Source organism: Vibrio sp. M250220 (assembly GCF_036533795.1).
GTDB lineage: Bacteria > Pseudomonadota > Gammaproteobacteria > Enterobacterales > Vibrionaceae > Vibrio.
This window is the reverse complement of the sequence record NZ_JATABI010000030.1, coordinates 17155-37550: the sequence shown is the minus strand read 5'-3', so window position 1 is coordinate 37550 and position 20396 is coordinate 17155. Positions and strand designations below refer to the sequence as shown.

Annotated in this window: 18 protein-coding genes; 12 read left to right on the top strand and 6 right to left on the bottom strand. The window is 45.5% G+C overall.

All coding sequences use genetic code 11. The annotated features are described in order from the left end of the window. Window positions 1–470: 470 nt before the first annotated feature. Both nagE and glnS read left to right on the top strand, forming a co-directional pair. Window positions 471–2045 (top strand): N-acetylglucosamine-specific PTS transporter subunit IIBC, encoded by a 1575-nt coding sequence (gene nagE, locus QTN94_RS11685; RefSeq protein WP_331417693.1) that lies wholly within the window; start codon window positions 471–473, stop codon window positions 2043–2045. Between the two features lie 266 nt (window positions 2046–2311). Continuing rightward, on the top strand, window positions 2312–3982 hold the full coding sequence (gene glnS, locus QTN94_RS11680) for a glutamine--tRNA ligase (RefSeq protein WP_331417976.1): 1671 nt from the start codon (window positions 2312–2314) through the stop codon (window positions 3980–3982). A gap of 105 nt (window positions 3983–4087) precedes the next feature. Here the strand turns inward: glnS and fcrX are convergent, their stop codons facing one another. Beyond that, complete coding sequence (gene fcrX / locus QTN94_RS11675) at window positions 4088–4534, bottom strand: ferric iron uptake transcriptional regulator FcrX (protein ID WP_138971777.1); 447 nt, start codon at window positions 4532–4534, stop codon at window positions 4088–4090. A 202-nt stretch (window positions 4535–4736) separates the two neighbouring features. On the opposite strand from fcrX, the gene QTN94_RS11670 reads away from it, so the two are divergent. Then, window positions 4737–5237: a DUF4442 domain-containing protein gene (locus QTN94_RS11670; RefSeq protein WP_331417974.1), complete on the top strand. Its 501-nt coding sequence runs from the start codon at window positions 4737–4739 to the stop codon at window positions 5235–5237. A 43-nt stretch (window positions 5238–5280) separates the two neighbouring features. Here the strand turns inward: QTN94_RS11670 and fldA are convergent, their stop codons facing one another. The 3 genes from fldA to QTN94_RS11655 form a co-directional block, all read right to left on the bottom strand. Continuing rightward, window positions 5281–5814 carry a flavodoxin FldA gene (gene fldA / locus QTN94_RS11665; protein WP_138971779.1) on the bottom strand — a complete coding sequence of 178 codons (534 nt, stop codon included), beginning with the start codon at window positions 5812–5814 and terminating at the stop codon, window positions 5281–5283. A gap of 43 nt (window positions 5815–5857) precedes the next feature. Then, a complete protein-coding gene (locus QTN94_RS11660) occupies window positions 5858–6079 on the bottom strand; it encodes a DUF2788 domain-containing protein (protein WP_138971780.1) in 222 nt (73 codons plus the stop codon). Window positions 6080–6172: 93 nt separating this feature from the next. Then, window positions 6173–6937, bottom strand: a complete 765-nt coding sequence (locus QTN94_RS11655; protein ID WP_331427726.1) for an alpha/beta fold hydrolase — start codon at window positions 6935–6937, stop codon at window positions 6173–6175. Window positions 6938–7030: 93 nt separating this feature from the next. Between QTN94_RS11655 and seqA the strand changes: the two genes are divergently transcribed. Continuing rightward, window positions 7031–7573: a replication initiation negative regulator SeqA gene (gene seqA / locus QTN94_RS11650; protein WP_331427725.1), complete on the top strand. Its 543-nt coding sequence runs from the start codon at window positions 7031–7033 to the stop codon at window positions 7571–7573. A 96-nt stretch (window positions 7574–7669) separates the two neighbouring features. Further along, the gene (gene pgm, locus QTN94_RS11645; protein ID WP_331417971.1) at window positions 7670–9316 is read left to right on the top strand and encodes a phosphoglucomutase (alpha-D-glucose-1,6-bisphosphate-dependent); all 1647 of its coding nucleotides are present in this window, start codon (window positions 7670–7672) and stop codon (window positions 9314–9316) included. Between the two features lie 179 nt (window positions 9317–9495). Here pgm and QTN94_RS11640 read toward each other — a convergent pair whose 3' ends face one another. Beyond that, window positions 9496–10257 carry a DUF1853 family protein gene (locus QTN94_RS11640; protein ID WP_331427740.1) on the bottom strand — a complete coding sequence of 254 codons (762 nt, stop codon included), beginning with the start codon at window positions 10255–10257 and terminating at the stop codon, window positions 9496–9498. Window positions 10258–10371: 114 nt separating this feature from the next. On the opposite strand from QTN94_RS11640, the gene QTN94_RS11635 reads away from it, so the two are divergent. Further along, window positions 10372–11130 carry a Nif3-like dinuclear metal center hexameric protein gene (locus QTN94_RS11635; RefSeq protein WP_331427724.1) on the top strand — a complete coding sequence of 253 codons (759 nt, stop codon included), beginning with the start codon at window positions 10372–10374 and terminating at the stop codon, window positions 11128–11130. 186 nt (window positions 11131–11316) lie between these two features. Here the strand turns inward: QTN94_RS11635 and QTN94_RS11630 are convergent, their stop codons facing one another. Beyond that, window positions 11317–12606 (bottom strand): citrate synthase, encoded by a 1290-nt coding sequence (locus tag QTN94_RS11630; protein WP_269378199.1) that lies wholly within the window; start codon window positions 12604–12606, stop codon window positions 11317–11319. A 395-nt stretch (window positions 12607–13001) separates the two neighbouring features. Here QTN94_RS11630 and sdhC point away from each other — a divergent pair, with 395 nt between their 5' ends. The 6 genes from sdhC (at window position 13002) to odhB (ending at window position 20379) form a co-directional block, all read left to right on the top strand. Next, on the top strand, window positions 13002–13394 hold the full coding sequence (sdhC, locus tag QTN94_RS11625) for a succinate dehydrogenase cytochrome b556 subunit (RefSeq protein ID WP_006881303.1): 393 nt from the start codon (window positions 13002–13004) through the stop codon (window positions 13392–13394). Further along, entirely contained in the window at window positions 13388–13732 is a 345-nt protein-coding gene (gene sdhD, locus QTN94_RS11620) for a succinate dehydrogenase, hydrophobic membrane anchor protein (RefSeq protein ID WP_138971787.1), read from the top strand. The genes sdhC and sdhD overlap by 7 nt, the downstream gene beginning before the upstream one ends. Continuing rightward, a complete protein-coding gene (sdhA, locus tag QTN94_RS11615) occupies window positions 13733–15499 on the top strand; it encodes a succinate dehydrogenase flavoprotein subunit (RefSeq protein ID WP_269378202.1) in 1767 nt (588 codons plus the stop codon). Window positions 15500–15517: 18 nt separating this feature from the next. Beyond that, the gene (locus QTN94_RS11610) at window positions 15518–16228 is read left to right on the top strand and encodes a succinate dehydrogenase iron-sulfur subunit (RefSeq protein WP_138971789.1); all 711 of its coding nucleotides are present in this window, start codon (window positions 15518–15520) and stop codon (window positions 16226–16228) included. Window positions 16229–16319: 91 nt separating this feature from the next. Beyond that, window positions 16320–19145, top strand: a complete 2826-nt coding sequence (gene sucA / locus QTN94_RS11605) for a 2-oxoglutarate dehydrogenase E1 component (RefSeq protein WP_331417968.1) — start codon at window positions 16320–16322, stop codon at window positions 19143–19145. Between the two features lie 28 nt (window positions 19146–19173). After that, a complete protein-coding gene (gene odhB / locus QTN94_RS11600) occupies window positions 19174–20379 on the top strand; it encodes a 2-oxoglutarate dehydrogenase complex dihydrolipoyllysine-residue succinyltransferase (protein ID WP_138971791.1) in 1206 nt (401 codons plus the stop codon). Window positions 20380–20396: the final 17 nt, after the last annotated feature.

Here is a 20396-nt window from a genome sequence, read left to right as displayed (position 1 = left end):
CCTTATAGGTTAGATTCTTAATACTTTTAGGTGTCTAATTGAGCCCTTCTCGTCACAAGGTGGCACTTTATTCGTACGCTTCAATTAGATCGCAAAATATCTTTAGCAAACGGACAATTGGGTCTTCTAAATCACGTCAGTCACCGTGGTCGATGCTGGTGGAACATACGTGTCATATTGGCTCGATAAATGTAGGCGATACCTTATATAACAGTAATCGTAGCTCTTATCTATAATGTAAGAATACCGCGAATATCGGGTAATGAATGCTATTTTTTTGGATTGTAAAATAAGTTTTATGATCTCGCTAGCAAAAACCTTGGATATTGGCTGTTTCTGGTGATTATGATCACAAATGATGAGGTTTTAATTTGCGGAGCAAAATTAATGTCATAAACTGAGCAGGACTAAATTGAGCGACTAAAAAAAGTAGCTCAGCCAAAAACAAAATCCTATAGGGGGAACTTAAGGTGAATATTCTTGGATATGCGCAAAAGTTAGGTAAAGCTCTTATGCTTCCTATCGCAACGCTTCCAGTTGCGGCGCTCTTACTACGTTTAGGTCAAGGCGACCTACTAGATATTCCATTCATGGCGCAAGCAGGTGGAGCAATCTTCAGTCAATTACCACTTCTATTTGGTCTTGGTATCGCAATTGGTCTATCTAAAGATGGCCAAGGCGCTGCTGGCCTAGCTGGTGCCGTTGCATACTTCGTGCTAACAGCAACAGCAACAACAATTAATGCTGACATCAACATGTCATTCTTCGGTGGTATCATCGGCGGTATTATTGCGGGTCACTCATACAACGCTTTCCATGCAACCCGTCTTCCTGAGTGGTTGGCATTCTTCTCTGGTAAACGTCTAGTCCCTATCATGGCAGGTCTATTCGCTCTAGTTGCAGGTGCAATCGCAGGTGTTGTATGGCCAAGCATTCAAAGTGGTCTTGACGCTCTTGCACACGCAGTTTCGACTTCTGGCGCAATTGGTCAGTTCGTTTACGGTACTCTTAACCGTGCGCTAATCCCTGTAGGTCTTCACCACGTTCTTAACTCATACTTCTGGTTCGGTATGGGTACGTGTCAAGAAGTTCTAGTTACTGGTGCTCAAGCTGCTGGTCAGGCTCTACCTGCACTACAACAGCTTTGTGTTGACCCAGCTCTAGCTAAGACTCTTGTTGCTGGTCAAACTCACACATTTGAATTTGCTAACGCTGTAACTCCAGAAATCACTGCAACTGTTAAAGAAGTAACTGAAACAGTTAAGTCTGGTGACCTACACCGTTACTTCGGTGGCGACAAAGCTGCTGGCGTATTCATGAACGGCTTCTTCCCTGTAATGATGTTCGGTCTACCAGGTGCGGCTCTAGCTATGTACTTCGCAGCTCCAGCTGAAAAACGTAGCCAAGTTGGTGGTGCACTATTCTCAGTAGCTTTCTGTTCATTCCTAACTGGTATCACAGAGCCGCTAGAATTCATGTTTGTGTTCCTAGCTCCAGCTCTATACGCAATGCACGCTGTATTCACTGGTCTATCTCTAGTTGTTGCTAACATGTTTGGTACGCTACACGGCTTTGGTTTCTCTGCTGGTCTAATCGACTTCGTACTGAACTGGGGTCTAGCAACTAAACCGTTCACTCTACTGCTAATCGGTCTAGGCTTCGGTGCTCTATACTTCTTCACTTTCACGTTCGCTATCCGCGCATTCAACCTGAAATCTCCAGGTCGTGAAGATGACGACGAAGAAGCGTCAGCTGCTCCAGCAGGCGATGCTAAAAACGGCGACCTAGCACGTCAGTACCTGAAAGCTCTAGGCGGTCATGACAACCTAACTTCAATTGACGCTTGTATCACTCGTCTACGTCTTACTCTAAAAGACCGCTCTGTAGCTGACGAAGTTGTACTTAAGAAGCTTGGTGCTAAGGGTGTTGTGAAACTAGGTGAGAACAACCTTCAAGTTATCCTTGGTCCTCTAGCTGAAATCGTTGCTGGCGAAATGAAAGCAATCGGTGCTAACGAAGACCTATCTGATGTAAAACTTCCATAATAACCTCTGGTTAATTGGTAAGTGACGAAAGCCTCCTTTGGGAGGCTTTCTTGCGTTTGAAGCTAAACAAAACGGATTCGCTGAAAAGCTAACCAGCTTTTGACTGTTATCAATATAAAACAGGGATTATTTGCGAATAAAGCTTCGGTTGTAGTTGTGTATTGATTAAGAATTGTGGATCATTAGTCGTTATATGCTTTGAACATGCTCACGCCTGTTCGAAGATCAATTTCTCTGACAATACTACAACAATTGAGGTGCTATAGATGAGTGAAGCTGAAGCTCGTCCATCGAATTTCATTCGCCAGATCATTGATAAAGATTTAGCGGATGGTACACACACAAGCGTGCATACTCGTTTCCCGCCAGAGCCAAATGGCTATCTGCATATCGGTCACGCTAAGTCAATTTGCTTGAACTTCGGTATTGCTCAGGACTATCAGGGTAAATGTAACCTTCGTTTTGATGATACAAACCCAGAAAAAGAAGACGTTGAATACGTTGAGTCAATTAAGAATGATGTGAGCTGGTTAGGCTTCGAGTGGGATGGTGAAGTATGTTATTCATCAGACTATTTCGACAAGCTTTACGGCTACGCAGTGGAATTAATTAACAAAGGCTTAGCGTACGTTGAAGAGCTAAGTCCTGAGCAGATCCGAGAGTACCGTGGCACACTTACTCAACCAGGTAAGCCAAGTCCGTACCGTGACCGTACTCCTGAAGAAAACTTAGCGCTATTTGAAAAGATGCGAGACGGCGGTTTCGAGGAAGGTAAGGCGTGTCTACGAGCTAAGATTGACCTAGCGTCTTCTTTCATCGTACTGCGCGATCCTGTGCTTTACCGTGTTCGTTTTGCTGAACATCACCAAACAGGCAATAAATGGTGCATTTACCCAATGTACGATTTCACGCACTGTATTTCTGATGCGTTAGAAGGCATTACACACTCAATCTGTACGTTAGAGTTCCAAGACAACCGCCGTCTGTATGACTGGGTTCTTGAGAACATCACTATTGATTGCCAACCTCGTCAGTACGAGTTCAGCCGTCTGAATCTTGAATACACAGTAATGTCTAAGCGTAAGCTGAACCAACTAGTCACAGAAAAACTGGTTGATGGTTGGGATGACCCGCGTATGCCGACAATCTCAGGTCTACGTCGTCGTGGCTTCACGCCTGCTTCAATCCGTGAGTTCTGTAAACGTATCGGTGTGACTAAGCAAGAAAACATGATCGAAATGGGCTCACTAGAGTCTTGTATTCGTGATGATCTGAATGAGAACGCACCACGCGCGATGGCGGTGCTAGATCCTGTTAAGATTGTTATTGAAAACTTCGAGGAAGGTAACATTGAGTCACTGACTGTCGCGAACCATCCAAACAAACCTGAAATGGGCGAGCGTGAAGTGCCATTTACTCGTGAACTTTGGATCGAACGTGAAGACTTCCGTGAAGAAGGTAACAAAAAGTACAAGCGTCTAGTTCTTGGTAAAGAAGTTCGTTTGCGCGGTGCTTACGTGATCAAAGCGGAACGCGTAGAGAAAGATTCAGAAGGTAACATCACAACTATCTTCTGTAGCTACGACAATGAAACGCTAGGTAAGAACCCTGCGGATGGTCGTAAAGTGAAAGGTGTTATTCACTGGGTATCAGCAGATAAAGGCCTACCAGCTGAAATTCGTCTGTATGATCGTCTGTTTACCGTGCCAAACCCAGCAGCAGCAGATAACTTCGCTGAGACAATTAACCCAGACTCATTGGTAAAACTAAACGGCTTTGTTGAGCCTAGCCTAGCGGATGCAGAGGGTGAGAAAGGTTACCAGTTTGAGCGTATGGGTTACTTCTGCGCTGATGCTAAAGACTCTAAAGCCGATGCGTTGGTCTTTAACCGTACCGTTGGTTTGCGTGATACTTGGGCGAAGATCGAAGCTCAGTAATCACAACCAAAGTGACCACAAATGCCAGTCTTGAAACTGGCATTTTTTTCGCTTCAGAGATGAGCACTATGCTTGTTAAAAAAGCACCCTAGGGTGCTTTTTTTATTATTTAGCTTTGTGCGCGTCTGGATTGCCTTTGCACGTACCATCACTGCACTTACCGTACAAGTATAGGCTGTGGTTGGTTAGCGTCACGTTGTATTTGGCAGCAATTTCCTTCTGACGCTCTTCAATTACGTCGTCCGAAAATTCGATAACCTCACCGCAATCAAGACACACTAAGTGGTCATGATGGTGCTGTGTAGAGAGTTCAAACACAGATTTACCACCTTCGAAGTGGTGGCGAGTTACGATACCTGCATCATCAAATTGGTTTAATACGCGGTAAACGGTAGCTAGACCGATCTCTTCCCCTAGATCAATCAGCTTCTTATATAAATCTTCAGCGCTAATATGTTGGCAGTCTGGCTGCTGTAGGACTTCTAAAATCTTAAGTCTAGGAAGGGTTACCTTTAGACCTGCATCCTTGAGCGCTTGGTTATTGTCTGACATATACTTTCCTGTTGATGATCTGCAGTAATTAACAGAATTCAATATTCCTATCATTATAGGGTAGTAAACATCAACAATAAACCACGAACTTCAAGGGGTTACTAGTATTTTTCTATAAACTAGTGCAAAGTCACTGATAAAGGACATCCGACCAGTTACAATCAGTTAACAATTCGCAATTAGACACAGCTAGGGAAGAACAATGAATAAGTCTTTGGCGAAAATCTATAAGCCAGGTGTGGTTAAATTTGCTCTCAACTCATGGCCTCCGTTTTGGGGGGCTGGAATTAAAATCCTATCGATCAGTGATGACTTTCGTGAAGTTAAAATGAAATTGAAGCTGCGTTGGTGGAACAAAAATGCCAACAGAACCCAATATGGTGGCAGTATTTTTTCTTTAACCGATCCAACTTACTCTCTGATGCTGATGGGGATTCTGGGTGAACGGTATTACGTTTGGGATAAGGAAGCCAGTATCAACTTCATTAAGCCCGGCCAGAGTGATCTGTTTGCCGAATTTCGAGTGACAGACGATCAATTGCAAAACATTTTGTCGCAGACGGCGGAAGGTGAGAAATGTTTCCCCGAGTTTGTTATCTATGTCAAAGATAAACAGGGCAACATTGTTTCTGAAGTGCAGCGCAAGCTATACGTGAGGAAGAAACCCCAATTCAGGGATGAGGGTGAACAACAGACCGCATAAAAAAAACCTCCCAATGGGAGGTTTTAAACAACCTGAATTGCGATTAGTCTTCTAGCTCTGCTAAGCACATCTCTTCGTGGATTTGCTTACACCAGTTGATGACGCGCTGTTCAGTCAGTTCTGGTTGACGATCTTCATCAATACATAGACCAACGAATAGGCTGTCGTCGCCTTCGACTAGACCTTTTGATGCTTCGAATTCGTAGCCTTCAGTAGAAGTATGGCCAAGGATAGTGCCGCCTTTCGCTTCAACAATGTCACGTACTGTACCCATTGCATCACAGAAGTACTCTGCGTAGTCTTCCTGATCACCACAACCAAAGATTGCAACTAGCTTAGTTGAGAAATCAATTTGCTCTAGCTCTGGGAAGAAGTCGTCCCAGTCACATTGCGCTTCGCCGTAGTACCATGTTGGGATACCAAGAAGAAGAAGGTCGAAGTTATCGATGTCTTCTTTGCTACTTTTCGCAATATCTTGAACATGAACCAGTTGTTTACCTAGTTGCTTTTGAATCATCTTTGCAACAGCTTCAGTGTTACCTGTGTCGCTACCAAAGAAGATGCCTACACTTGCCATAGATTCGTTACCTTTAACTATTATCTGTTGTGACCTGACTTGATCAGCCTAGACCACCACCTTCCCAACTTAGCTGGATAATGCCTTTAGCAATAAACCCAGCACAGCCAAGAAATAGGACTAACCATACAATGCGACGACCGAAAGGGGGAACATTACCCGCTTGTAAGACATCTTTTATCGCCATACCAATCAAGAAAAAGATAGACGCGAAAAGTAGATCGAGACCAATAGACTCGAGCATATTCATGTAGTCGTAAAGCATGGAATCCCTTTGTGCCAAATTACTTGCGCCGCACTATACCATTGTTGCTCACTAAAGTTAACGGTCAGAGCACAACTGACCTCTCATTCTGTTTTAAGCAATAAATTTACGTATTGCACGCAGCACTTCAGCTGGCTTTTCTGCATGAAGCCAGTGACCAGTATTCGCGATCACATGAGCTTTGGCGTGACGAAATTGCTGTTGGACGAGCGGTTGATGTTCACCAGTGAGGTAATCTGAATCTCCTCCTTTGATAAAGAGGGTCGGAGTGTCAATGGATTCGATAGGTTGCCAGCCGAGTATTTCCGTATAGTTAGCCAATAAGCTCTCTACATTGAAACGCCACGCGAGATGAGTGCCGTTGTTGTATAAGGACTTGCCAAGAAATTGTCGCACGCCTTCGAGTTCAATATGTTGTGCGAGGATATCGAGAGCTTGCTTGCGGTTAGCTGGTTTCTCTGCAGTAACTGCTTGTAGTCCTTGGAAAACATTGTCGTGACGGTTTTGCGTGTATTTCACTGGTGCCATGTCTAAAACGATCAGTTTTTCAACTCGATCTGCTGCCATTTCAGCTACCTTCATGGCCACTTTTCCACCCATTGAATGACCAATAAGAGTGTAGGACTTAAACTCCAGTGATGTCAGTAATTGGTAGACATCCTCCGCCATGAGCGGATAACTGTGCTCTTCGCTCTGAAACGATTGACCATGGTTTCTTAGATCGACACTAACCACTTGATGATCTTGGCGCAAATCTCGAGCCAATAGCCCAAGGTTGTCCAAATTACCAAACAAACCGTGGATCAAAACTATGGTGTGACCCTCACCTTCGACTTTGTAGTTGAGCAGATGTGACATTTTATTTTATTCGTTACCGGTTAACCGTAGAGTCTCTTTAAAGATCTCGCTATAATCCCCCCAGAGTTTAAACATAGAGATTGTGAAAAGCGAATGAAAACAATTGAGGTTGATGAGGATCTATACCGTTACATCGCAAGTCAAACCCAGCATATTGGCGAGAGTGCTTCGGATATCTTACGCCGTCTATTGATGACGGATGTACAGAGCTCGGTAGCACGCCAACCGCAGGTAGCGACGCAACCAAAGGGTGTAGTGGTTAGCAAAGATGCAATTAAAGAAGAGACAGTAGACAGTGTCAAAGAGATACGTTCTCTGCTTATTTCCGATGAGTTTGCTGGTCTTAAAAAAGCGATTGATCGCTTCATGCTTGTTTTATCTACGCTGCATCACATTAATCCAAATGGTTTCTCTGAAGCAACGCAAGTTAAAGGCCGTAAGCGAGTTTACTTTGCGGATAACGAGCAGACCCTACTTGCCAACGGTAATACGACTAAGCCAAAAGCGATTCCAGGTTCACCTTTCTGGGTTATTACCAATAATAATACCAGTCGAAAAAGACAGATGGTTGAGCAACTCATGACGCGAATGAGTTTCCCATCAGATCTCATCGAGAAAGTGACAAACTCGATTTAAAAATCAAAATTATCTGATTCAAACCTCATAATGCGTTACATAGTTCACGTATTATGAGGTTTTTTTATTTCTCTGTATTTTAGAAAGGATGTCAAAATGGCGATGCACCCACGAGCGGGACAAAAAGCTCAGCAGCAAGATCTACACAATATTCCAGCGTTAGTTTCAAATTACTTCCTTCTCCAACCTAATCCTTCAAACCCAGCACACAAAGTTGAATTTGGTACTTCTGGTCATCGCGGTACGGCGGATAAAGTGACCTTTAACGAGCACCATATTCTGGCGATTGCTCAAGCTGTTGCTGAAGTACGTGCTGAAAAAGGAACGACAGGACCACTTTTTGTGGGTAAAGATACTCACGCACTTTCTGAGCCTGCGTTTTCGACAGTGGTAGAAGTGCTAGTCGCCAATGGTGTGCAAGTGATTGTACAGGAAAATAACGGCTATACCCCGACACCTGGTGTCTCTCATGCAATCCTGACGCACAATTTAGTAAACCAAGATAAAGCCGATGGTATCGTTATTACGCCTTCCCATAACCCACCACAAGATGGTGGTATTAAGTACAACCCGACACATGGTGGCCCTGCCGAAGGTGAACTGACTCAGGCTATCCAAGATCGTGCGAATGCACTGATTGCTGAAGGGCTTCAAGGCGTGAAACGCATGCCGTTAGCACAAGCAAAAGCGTCAGAGCTATTCATTCAAAAAGATCTTGTGAAACCATACATCGATGACTTAGTGAATGTGATCGATATGGAAGCGATTCAAAAATCGAATCTTAAAATTGGTGTCGATCCATTAGGGGGGAGTGGCATTGATTACTGGCGTCAGATCGCAACAGCGTACAATCTAGATTTAACCTTGGTCAGTGAAGCGATTGATCCTTCGTTCCAGTTCATGTCTCTAGATAAAGATGGCGTGGTACGTATGGACTGCTCTTCGCCTTACGCGATGGCTGGCCTGTTAGCACTTAAAGATGAATATGATTTAGCGTTTGGTAATGACCCAGATTACGACCGCCACGGTATTGTTACACCGAAAGGCCTAATGAACCCGAACCACTTCTTAGCTGTGTGTATTGACTACCTATATCGTCATCGTGAAGGCTGGGGTAAAGATGTCGCGGTAGGCAAGACGCTAGTATCAAGTGCCTTGATTGACCGAGTTGTCGCGGACTTAGGTCGCGAACTATGCGAAGTACCTGTGGGCTTTAAGTGGTTTGTAGATGGCCTTTACGAAGGTAAGTTTGGCTTTGGTGGTGAAGAGAGTGCAGGGGCGTCTTTCTTACGTAAGGACGGTACGCCTTGGTCAACCGACAAAGATGGCATTATTTTATGTCTGCTAGCCGCTGAAATTACCGCAGTAACTGGCAAAAATCCTCAGCAATACTATGAAGAGCTTGCAGCTAAGCACGGCACTTCTGAATACAACCGTATTCAAGCTGTGGCGAACGGCCCGCAAAAAGAGGTACTGAAGAAGCTTTCAGCTGAAATGGTGACGGCGGAGACTTTAGCGGGTGATGCTATCACAGCGCGTCTGACTCATGCTCCGGGCAATGGCGCAGCGATTGGCGGTCTTAAAGTAACGACTGAAAATGGCTGGTTTGCAGCGCGTCCGTCAGGTACCGAAGATATTTACAAAATCTATTGCGAGAGCTTTAAAGGTGCAGAACACCTGAAACAGATCGAAGCCGAAGCGCAAGAGATTGTGAATCAGGTTTTCGCTAAAGCTGGGCTTTAAAGCGAAGGTGCCTCTTAGGTTACGCTTCGTCCTTCTAGAAGGCGAGCAATGGTCTGAAGTTGCAGTTTCAGTATCAAGAAAGGGTTGACGCCGAGCGTCAGCCCTTTAATTTTTCGCTACTCGCTACTCGCTACTCGCTACTCGCTACTCGCTACTCGCTACTCGCTACTCGCTACTCGCTACTCGCTACTCGCCCCTGGCCAACTATCCGGCACAACAAACCAAAACTGTCCTTCTTTACTCTGTGCATGCACAAAGCGCCCGTTCGGTTTATCTATCGGGGTGTCAAATAGTTCCGTCCCTGTGGCCCACTGTGGTTTTTCAAGTGGGTAGAGTGGCTCTCCAATCTGCTCCCACTGACTTTGATAACACCAATAGCCACTAATCTGACTGTGATTCAATCGATAGCCTAAACACTGTTGAGGAACCTCTTCAGGGGAAAAAGGATTGATATAAAGTCGACCTTGCAGGAGTAAGTGCTCTGACAGATCTTCATATTGTGGGTACTGTTTTAAGAACTCAGGACGAGAGCTCATCTTGAGTTGATGAGATAACATTCTATTGAGTTTGATATCGAGTTGGTCGTGAGCATTCGGCCCATACCATGTACCTTGGTGCAATAGGTAGAACTTTATGGCGACTTCCCAATGCTCCAATCGGTGCTCAATAGTGTTGTTTAAAATGACATCAATGGCACCAAGCGTCTGACCTGACGGCTGGTTGACCTGAATCTCTTCGGCTTCTAACTGATAGTGACCGCTATGCTTGAGTAGCTCTGTACACAAATATTGATAGAGAAAACCGAGTCTAGGATTACCACGATATTCACTCGCTTCCAGTGGGGGAGGTATCAAGTGTTCAAGGCTCTCTAAAGGGGCTTTTAATTCAAATAGTGAAGGCGCAGCCGCTATCCAGTGATAGAAACGTTCGAGTTGGCTCATCCAAAGACCTGATAATTTGGGTTTGGCACTATTGTAACGAGCTGCTGGTATCGTTGCTATGGTTGGAATACACTTTGAAGCAACTAAGTAAACAGTCATCGATCGGACAAGAGAATGAACAACTTAAAACTAGAAAAGATTCTGAATGAGAAGCTGTCTCCGCAGTTGATCAAGGACTATGCGCCAAACGGGCTCCAAATTGAAGGCAAAGAGACCATTGAGAAAGTCGTGACGGGCGTAACCGCTTCACAGGCATTGATTGATAAAGCGATCGAACTCAATGCGGATGCAATTATTGTCCATCACGGTTATTTCTGGAAAGGCGAACCTGAACCGATTCGTGGCATGAAAGGGAAACGCATTCGTAGCCTGATAAAAAATGATATCAACTTACTGGGTTACCATCTGCCTTTAGATATTCACCCTGAATTAGGTAACAACTCGGAACTTGCACGCCTGCTCGACATTGAGGTCGAAGGGGGAATGGAAGGTCATGAACAATCTGTCGCAATGTTTGGGCGCGTAAACCCGCCTATGTCTGGTGGTGAGTTCGCCCATAAAATTGATAAAGTGCTTAATCGCCAACCTCTGCACATCGCACCTGAAGATGACAGTAAACTCATTGAGACCATCGGCTGGTGCACCGGTGGTGGTCAGGACTACATTGAATTGGCAGTTCGTCTCGGACTTGATGCGTTTATTTCGGGTGAGATATCTGAACGTACGACCTACACGGCTCGTGAAATGGGGGTGCACTACTTTGCTGCCGGCCACCATGCCACTGAACGTTACGGGATCAAAGCTCTGGGTGAATGGTTGGCACAGGAGCACGGATTAGATGTGACATTTATCGACATTGATAATCCAGTTTAGGAAAAGGATGGGCTGTGCCCTTCTAGATACTAAAACGCTTCGCTTCGAGACCGGACTTCGTCCTGCGAGAATTTAGAACGGGCTGCGCCCTTCGAGATTTTCTCGACTCTAAAAAAGGGTTGATGCGTTCACATCAACCCTTTATCTATTCAGAAACTAGAAACTAGAAACTAGAAACTATCTTTCTTATTCACGCTCGTGGATAGGCGAGAATTCACGTTGAACTTCACCTGTGTAAAGCTGACGAGGACGACCGATACGGTTAAGTGGGTCGCTGTGCATTTCGTTCCAGTGTGCAATCCAGCCAATCGTGCGTGATAGAGCAAAGATTACCGTAAACATAGAAACTGGAATACCAATCGCTTTAAGAATGATACCTGAGTAGAAATCTACGTTCGGGTATAGTTTCTTAGATACGAAGTATTCGTCAGAAAGGGCAATACGCTCAAGTTCCATAGCTACGTCTAGTAGTGGATCCTGAATGTTTAGCTCTTTAAGAACTTCGTGACACGTTTCGCGCATTACTGTCGCACGTGGGTCGTAGTTCTTGTAAACGCGGTGACCGAAGCCCATTAGGCGGAACGGGTCATCTTTATCTTTCGCGCGTGCAACATACTCAGGGATGTTGTCTACGCTACCGATCTCTTCAAGCATCTTCAGGCACGCTTCGTTAGCACCGCCGTGAGCAGGGCCCCAAAGTGATGCGATACCAGCCGCAATACATGCAAACGGGTTAGCGCCTGAAGAACCAGCTAGACGTACAGTAGACGTCGATGCGTTTTGTTCATGGTCTGCGTGTAGAGTGAAGATCTTGTCCATTGCGCGAGCAACAACAGGATTAACTTCATACTCTTCACATGGGTTAGCGAACATCATGTGTAGGAAGTTCTCTGCATAGCTTAGGTCATTACGTGGGTAAATGAACGGCTGACCAACTGAGTACTTGTAACACATTGCCGCAAGTGTTGGCATTTTTGACAATAGTCGGAATGCCGTGATCTCACGGTGTACGTCATTATTAATGTCGAGTGAATCGTGGTAGAAAGCAGCTAATGCGCCAACAACACCACACATTACAGCCATTGGGTGAGCATCACGACGGAAGCCGTGGAAGAAGCTTGCGATTTGCTCATGGACCATAGTGTGACGAGTTACTGTTGTTTTGAACTGCTCGTATTGCTCACGTGTAGGGGCTTCACCATAAAGAAGGATGTAACATACTTCTAAATAATCAGCATTATTAGCTAGCTGATCAATCGGGTAACCGCGGTGCAAAAGAATACCTTTGCCGCCATCGATGTAGGTGATTTGAGATTCACAGGATGCAGTGGCAAGAAAACCTGGGTCAAAAGTGAAAAATCCGTTTGCTCCCAGTTTACGAACGTCAATTACTGGTGTGCCTAAAACACCTTCAGTAATTGGTAGCTCGATAGGCGCTTGACCTTCAACGTGAAGGGTAGCTTTCTTATCTGCCATAACAATCTCCTTTGTTTATTATTTAATCCGTCCAGGATGTTTGTGTGACATTTTTGTACGTGTGTTCGTTATCAAAGTCAATTTTTCTCCTCTGATGTGTGCACTTGTTATGATTTTTTGAAGGTGTAACGTTAAAAATCTGGTCTGTGTAGCAAAAATTGTTACATCAATTGTATTAGAATGTTGCCAGCCGTATAGTGGCGCAGTAAATTTTGGTGGAAACCTTATAAATTCAAGGCTTGAAACAAATGTGAGGTGAAGTTTTAATCCTTGTTGTTAACAATTATTTTACAAAATACTCCGACAATTGTTGCAGTCAACTGTTAAATAAATGTTAACTTTTGTAGGTTTGCAATCAAAATTCGTTCATAACTATAAATGCTCAATGGAGCTGAGTGAGCAAGCCCGTGAAAGAAAGAAAGTCAAGACCTGTTAATTTAGATTTACAGACCATTCGCTTTCCGATCACTGCAATCGCATCTATCTTACACCGTGTCTCCGGTGTGATTACGTTTGTGGCTGTCGGAATTTTGCTGTGGTTATTATCCATTTCGCTATCCTCCCCAGTCGGTTATGCAGAGGCTGTTGATATTGTCGACGGTTTCTTTGTGAAGTTTATCTTATGGGGCATCTTAACGGCTTTGGCCTATCACATCGCTGGTGGTGTTCGTCACCTACTGATGGATATGGGTCATTTTGAAGAGCTGGAATCTGGTGCAATGAGCGCTAAGGTTGCATTCGCAGCTACAGCCGTTCTGTCTCTACTGGCGGGGGTAATGGTATGGTAAAACATATTTCATCTTTTGGTCGTAATGGTGTCCACGATTTCCTATTGATTCGTGCGACTGCGATCATCATGACACTTTATACTATTTATCTGGTTAGCTTCTGTGCTTTCACGGATATTTCTTACGTATCTTGGACTCAGTTCTTTGGTGGCACATTCACTAAAGTGTTCACGATGCTAGCGTTAGTTTGTGTTTTAATCCACGCATGGATTGGCTTGTGGCAAGTTCTTACTGACTACATCAAGTGCGCTAAGCTTCGTGGCGGCCTACAGTTAGGCATTATCGCTGTACTGTTTGGTTACTTCTTCTCTGGTCTATTTATTCTGTGGGGTGCGTAAGTGTCTATTCCAGTTCGCGAATTTGATGCCGTTGTAATCGGCGCTGGTGGTGCAGGCATGCGTGCTGCGCTACAAATTTCTGAGCAAGGCCTATCATGTGCGTTGCTTTCTAAAGTTTTTCCTACTCGTTCTCACACGGTATCAGCACAGGGCGGTATCACGGTTGCGTTAGGTAACGCACATGAAGACCACTGGGAACAGCATATGTACGATACCGTTAAAGGTTCAGACTACATCGGCGACCAAAACGCTATCGAGTACATGTGTAAGAACGGTCCTGAGTCAGTTATCGAACTAGAGAAAATGGGTTTACCTTTCTCTCGTTTTGACAACGGTACTATCTACCAACGTCCTTTTGGCGGTCAGTCGAAAAACTTTGGTGGCGAGCAGGCTGCTCGTACCGCAGCGGCTGCGGACCGTACAGGTCACGCGCTTCTACACACGCTTTACCAACAAAACATCAAACACAAAACAACGGTTTTCTCTGAGTGGTATGCACTTGACCTTGTTAAGAATGAAGATGGTGTTGTTCTAGGTTGTACAGCGCTATGTATGGAAACGGGTGAAGTTTGTTACTTCAAAGCTAAAGCGACCATCCTAGCAACGGGTGGTGCAGGTCGTATCTACGCATCAACAACTAACGCTCACATCAACACGGGTGATGGTGTTGGTATGGCACTACGTGCTGGCGTACCTATGCAAGATATGGAAATGTGGCAGTTCCACCCAACGGGTATCGCTGGTGCAGGTGTTCTTGTAACTGAAGGTTGTCGTGGTGAAGGTGGTTACCTCTTAAACAAAGATGGCGAGCGCTTTATGGAGCGTTATGCACCAAACGCGAAAGACCTTGCTGGTCGTGACGTTGTTGCTCGTTCAATGATGATCGAAATTCGTGAAGGCCGTGGCTGCGATGGTCCATGGGGTCCTCACATTAAACTGAAACTGGATCACCTAGGTAAAGAGACGTTAGAGTCACGTCTACCTGGTGTTTGTGAACTGTCTCGTACGTTTGCACACGTTGACCCAGTTAAAGAGCCAATTCCAGTCATCCCAACCTGTCACTACATGATGGGTGGTATCCCAACTCAGGTATCTGGTCAGGCAATCAAGCAAGATGCAAATGGCGCGGACGTTGAGGTTCAAGGCCTATTTGCTTGTGGTGAGATTGCGTCTGTATCGGTTCACGGTGCTAACCGTCTAGGTGGCAACTCACTACTAGACTTAGTCGTATTTGGTCGTGCAACAGGTCTGCACCTAGGTGAAACTCTAGCGAAGCAAGCGGAAGCGAAACCAGCGACAGAAGCGGATATCGAACGTTCTCTAGAGCGTTACAACCGTTGGGAAAACAGCACTGAGGGTGAAGACCCAGCGCAAATTCGTAAAGATCTACAAAGATGTATGCAGAACAACTTCTCGGTATTCCGTGAAGGCGATGCTATGGCTAAAGGTCTAGAAGAGCTGAAGGTAATCCGTGAGCGTCTGAAGAACGCACACCTTGCTGACAAGTCAACTGAGTTCAACACGCAACGTATTGAGTGTCTTGAGCTAGAAAACTTAATGGAAACAGCTTACGCAACTGCTGTAGCGGCAAACTACCGTACAGAAAGCCGCGGTGCGCACGCTCGTTTTGACTTCCCAGATCGTGATGATGAGCAGTGGCTATGTCACTCTATCTACAATCCAGAAACGGAAGGCATGAGCAAGCGTGACGTAAACATGGAACCGGTTCACCGTGAAGCGTTTCCACCGAAAGCTCGTACGTACTAAGGAAAGGAGAATAAGAATATGAAACTGAATTTCTCTTTGTACCGCTACAATCCGGACGTCGACCAAAAGCCATACATGAAAGACTACACACTTGAAGTGGAAGATGGTTCTGACATGATGCTACTGGATGCTTTAATCCTGCTGAAAGAGCAAGATCCAAGCATCTCATTCCGCCGTTCATGCCGTGAAGGCGTATGTGGTTCAGACGGTCTGAACATGAACGGTAAGAATGGTCTTGCGTGTATCACACCGCTATCTGCTCTTAAAGCAGACAAGATTGTGATTCGCCCACTACCAGGTTTGCCAGTGGTTCGAGATCTTATTGTTGACATGACGCAGTTCTACGATAACTATGCGAAAGTTAAGCCTTTCTTGATTGATGACGGTGCTCTGCCGCCATCACGTGAGAATCTGCAAACACCTGACGAGCGTGCTCATCTAGATGGTCTGTACGAATGTATCATGTGTGCATGTTGTACAACTTCATGTCCGTCATTCTGGTGGAACCCTGACAAATTTATTGGTCCAGCTGGTCTACTAGCCGCTTACCGTTGGTTAATTGATAGCCGCGATACAGCAACAGATGAACGTCTATCAAATCTTGATGACGCATTTAGCGTTTTCCGTTGCCACGGCATCATGAATTGTGTAAGTGTTTGTCCTAAAGGACTAAATCCGACGAAAGCTATCGGTCATATCAAAACGATGCTGGTTAATCGTTCGGTGTAATTAACAACAAATTGCCGACCTATCCTAGGTCGGCTCTTAATAGCTCGGCGTAGACCGAAGCAAACGTGAAAACTACTGGTTAAGGGAAAATATGCACAACGGCGTGATGAAGGCGTGGCTCGAGTCTTCACACTTGGCTGGCGCCAATGCAACGTATGTAGAGGACCTCTACGAACTGTATCTAAGTGATCCCGATCTGGTAAGTGAGGAGTGGAAACGTGTTTTTGATGGTTTACCTAAGCCATCAGAAGAGGTGGTCGAACAACCACACTCACGTGTCCGTGACTACTTCCGACGACTCGCTCAAGAAACGAAGCATTACAATGTCCAAGTTAGTGATCCTGATGTCGACGCTAAACAGGTAAAAGTACTTCAATTAATCAATGCTTATCGCTTTCGTGGTCACGAAGCGGCTCAGCTTGACCCTTTAGGTTTATGGCAACGTCCACCAGTGGCGGAGCTAGATCCTTCATTCCATAATCTTACACAAGATGATCTTGAAGAAACTTTCAACGTAGGTTCTTTTGCTATTGGCAAAGATACAATGAAGTTGAGAGACATCCACTCTTCGCTGAACAAAATCTATTGTGGTTCGGTTGGTGCTGAATACATGCACATGACTGACACTGAGCAAAAACGTTGGATCCAGCAGCGTTTGGAATCAGTCGTTGGCCAACCAACGTTCAGCAAGGAAGAAAAACAAGAATTTCTTGAAGAGCTGACAGCAGCGGAAGGCTTGGAGCGTTACTTAGGAGCAAAATTCCCAGGTGCAAAACGTTTCTCGCTTGAAGGTGGTGATGCGCTAATCCCAATGACTAAAGAGTTAATTCGTCATGCCGGTAAGAGCGGTATGCGCGAAGTCGTTATTGGTATGGCTCACCGCGGACGTCTTAACATGCTGGTTAACGTTCTTGGTAAGAAACCACAAGACCTATTTGATGAGTTTGCGGGTAAGCATGGCGATTCGTGGGGTACGGGTGATGTTAAATATCACCAAGGTTTCTCTGCTGACTTCGCAACACCAGGTGGCGATGTCCACTTAGCGCTAGCATTCAACCCGTCTCACCTTGAGATTGTTAACCCAGTAGTTATCGGTTCGGTTCGTGCTCGTCAGGATCGTTTAGGTGATACTGATGGTTCAACTGTGCTTCCTATTACCATTCATGGTGACTCAGCGATCGCAGGTCAGGGTGTTGTAGCTGAAACCTTCAACATGTCGCAAGCTCGCGGTTTCCGTGTTGGCGGTACGGTTCGTATCGTAGTTAATAACCAAGTAGGTTTCACTACGTCAAACCCGAACGATACCCGTTCGACTATGTACTGTACTGACATCGCTAAGATGGTTCAGGCGCCAATTTTCCACGTTAACGCTGATGACCCAGAAGCGGTGGCCTTCGTTACTCGTATCGCTCTTGATTACCGTAATGAATTTAAGCGCGATGTGGTGATCGATCTTGTTTGTTACCGTCGCCACGGTCACAACGAAGCTGATGAGCCAAATGCGACTCAGCCACTGATGTATCAAAAGATCAAGAAGCACCCAACGCCACGTAAGCTTTACGCAGACGTGTTGATTGAGCGCGGTGACTTCGGGATCGATACAGCGACGCAGCTAGTGAATGAATATCGTGACGCTCTAGACCGCGGCGAAGTGGTTGTTAAAGAGTGGCGCCCGATGGCATTACACTCTGTTGACTGGTCGCCATATCTTGGACATGACTGGGACGTTGAGTGGAAAAACGAGTTTGACAAAGGTCGTCTGGTCGAGCTTGGTCAGCGTATTTGTCAGTATCCAGAAAGCCACAAACTACAGAGCCGCGTTAACAAGCTATACAATGACCGTACAGCAATGTTAAGTGGTGAGAAGGCAATTGACTGGGGTATGGCAGAAACACTTGCCTACGCCACTTTGCTTGATGACGGTAAGCGTATTCGTATCTCAGGTCAGGATTCTGGTCGTGGTACTTTCTTCCACCGTCACTCGGTACTGCATAACCAAAATGATGCTAGTACGTTTGTTCCGCTAGCGAACATTCATGATAAGCAAGGTCCGTTCGAGGTCTTCGACTCAGTGCTATCTGAAGAAGCAGTACTTGCGTTTGAGTACGGTTACGCGACGGCTGAGCCTGGCGGCTTAACGATTTGGGAAGCGCAGTTCGGTGATTTTGCTAACGGTGCACAAGTTGTTATCGACCAGTTCATCTCATCTGGTGAGCAGAAGTGGGCACGTCTATGTGGCCTAACAATGCTATTACCGCACGGTTATGAAGGTCAGGGTCCTGAGCACTCGTCTGCTCGTTTAGAACGTTACCTTCAGTTATGTGCTGAACAAAATATGCAAGTTGTTGTTCCTTCAACTCCGGCTCAGGTTTACCACATGATTCGTCGTCAGGTTGTAAGACCGATGCGCCGTCCACTTGTGGTTATGTCTCCAAAATCTCTGCTTCGTCATCCGCTATGTACTTCAACCATTGAAGAGTTAGCAGAAGGCACATTCCAAGCGGCGATTGGTGAGATTGATGACCTAGAAGCTGCGAAGGTGAAACGCGTTGTTTTCTGTTCTGGTAAAGTTTACTTCGATCTGCTCGAGCAGCGTCGTAACAATGAACAGGATGACGTGGCGATTGTTCGTATTGAACAGCTATACCCATTCCCATTGGATGAAGTTAAGGCTGTCATTGAGCAATACACCAATGTAGAAGATTTTGTCTGGTGTCAGGAAGAGCCTCAAAACCAAGGCGCTTGGTACTGTAGCCAACACAACTTCCGTGCTGCCATCCCAGCAGGTGCAGATCTTAAATACGCTGGTCGTCCAGCATCAGCATCACCTGCAGTAGGTTACATGTCAGTACACTTGAAACAACAGAAAGCGTTGGTTGAAGACGCACTTAACGTGAATACAAAAACTTCGGATTAAGAGCTAGAAGTTAAAGGAAGAAACAGATATGACAATTGAAATTCTGGTTCCAGATTTACCTGAATCTGTCGCTGATGCAACAGTGGCAACATGGCACAAACAACCAGGCGACTTAGTTGCGCGTGATGAAGTACTGGTTGATATCGAGACAGACAAAGTCGTACTTGAAGTACCAGCACCTGAAGCGGGTATTCTGGAAGCCATTATTGAAGAAGAAGGCGCAACAGTACTTTCTAAGCAGTTGATTGCTCGTATTAAGCCAGGTGCGGTAGCGGGTGAACCGACTACGGACACGACTGAAGAGTCAGAAGCGTCTCCAGATAAGCGTCATAAAGCGTCTCTAACTGAAGAGAGCAACGATGCACTAAGCCCAGCAGTTCGTCGTCTTCTTGCTGAACACGGCCTCGAAGCTAGCCAAGTCAAAGGCACTGGTGTAGGCGGTCGTATCACTCGTGAAGATATTGAAGCACATCTTGCGAACGCTAAAGCGGCACCAAAAGCAGATGCTCCTGCTGTTGATGCGCCAGCGGCTGCTCGTAGCCAGAAGCGTGTGCCAATGACGCGTTTACGTAAGACGGTAGCCAACCGTCTTCTAGAAGCGAAAAACAGCACAGCAATGCTAACGACGTTCAACGAAGTAAACATGAAACCAATCATGGATCTTCGTAAGCAATACAAAGACCAGTTCGAAGAGCGTCACGGTATTCGTTTAGGCTTTATGTCTTTCTACGTGAAAGCGGTGACAGAAGCACTGAAACGTTACCCTGAAGTCAACGCATCGATTGATGGCGATGATATCGTTTACCACAACTACTTCGACATCAGCATGGCGGTATCTACGCCACGCGGTCTAGTCACTCCAGTTCTAAAAGATTGTGACACACTAGGCTTCGCTGATATCGAAAAAGGTATCAAAGATCTAGCCATCAAAGGCCGTGATGGAAAACTGACGGTTGAAGACTTGATGGGTGGCAACTTCACTATCACTAACGGTGGTGTATTTGGTTCACTGATGTCTACGCCAATCATCAACCCGCCACAATCAGCGATTCTTGGTATGCACAAGATTCAAGATCGCCCAATGGCAGTTGATGGCAAAGTAGAAATTCTGCCGATGATGTACCTTGCGCTGTCTTACGATCACCGTTTAATCGATGGTCGTGAATCAGTGGGCTTCCTAGTGACGATTAAAGAGTTGCTAGAAGATCCAGCACGTCTGCTATTAGACGTTTAATATCGCCAAAACGTCTA

Excerpts from the sequence above, each read along its gene's own strand:
- glnS (WP_331417976.1), top strand. The coding sequence starts at position 2,312 with ATGAGTGAAGCTGAAGCTCGTCCATCGAATTTCATTCGCCAGATCATT.
- sdhD (WP_138971787.1), top strand. The coding sequence starts at position 13,388 with ATGGTAAAACATATTTCATCTTTTGGTCGTAATGGTGTCCACGATTTC.
- QTN94_RS11655 (WP_331427726.1), bottom strand. The coding sequence starts at position 6,937 with ATGTCACATCTGCTCAACTACAAAGTCGAAGGTGAGGGTCACACCATA.
- QTN94_RS11635 (WP_331427724.1), top strand. The coding sequence starts at position 10,372 with ATGAACAACTTAAAACTAGAAAAGATTCTGAATGAGAAGCTGTCTCCG.
- fldA (WP_138971779.1), bottom strand. The coding sequence starts at position 5,814 with ATGGCAAGTGTAGGCATCTTCTTTGGTAGCGACACAGGTAACACTGAA.
- sucA (WP_331417968.1), top strand. The coding sequence starts at position 16,320 with ATGCACAACGGCGTGATGAAGGCGTGGCTCGAGTCTTCACACTTGGCT.
- QTN94_RS11630 (WP_269378199.1), bottom strand. The coding sequence starts at position 12,606 with ATGGCAGATAAGAAAGCTACCCTTCACGTTGAAGGTCAAGCGCCTATC.
- QTN94_RS11670 (WP_331417974.1), top strand. The coding sequence starts at position 4,737 with ATGAATAAGTCTTTGGCGAAAATCTATAAGCCAGGTGTGGTTAAATTT.
- odhB (WP_138971791.1), top strand. The coding sequence starts at position 19,174 with ATGACAATTGAAATTCTGGTTCCAGATTTACCTGAATCTGTCGCTGAT.
- QTN94_RS11660 (WP_138971780.1), bottom strand. The coding sequence starts at position 6,079 with ATGCTTTACGACTACATGAATATGCTCGAGTCTATTGGTCTCGATCTA.
- QTN94_RS11640 (WP_331427740.1), bottom strand. The coding sequence starts at position 10,257 with ATGAGCCAACTCGAACGTTTCTATCACTGGATAGCGGCTGCGCCTTCA.
- fcrX (WP_138971777.1), bottom strand. The coding sequence starts at position 4,534 with ATGTCAGACAATAACCAAGCGCTCAAGGATGCAGGTCTAAAGGTAACC.
- QTN94_RS11610 (WP_138971789.1), top strand. The coding sequence starts at position 15,518 with ATGAAACTGAATTTCTCTTTGTACCGCTACAATCCGGACGTCGACCAA.
- pgm (WP_331417971.1), top strand. The coding sequence starts at position 7,670 with ATGGCGATGCACCCACGAGCGGGACAAAAAGCTCAGCAGCAAGATCTA.
- seqA (WP_331427725.1), top strand. The coding sequence starts at position 7,031 with ATGAAAACAATTGAGGTTGATGAGGATCTATACCGTTACATCGCAAGT.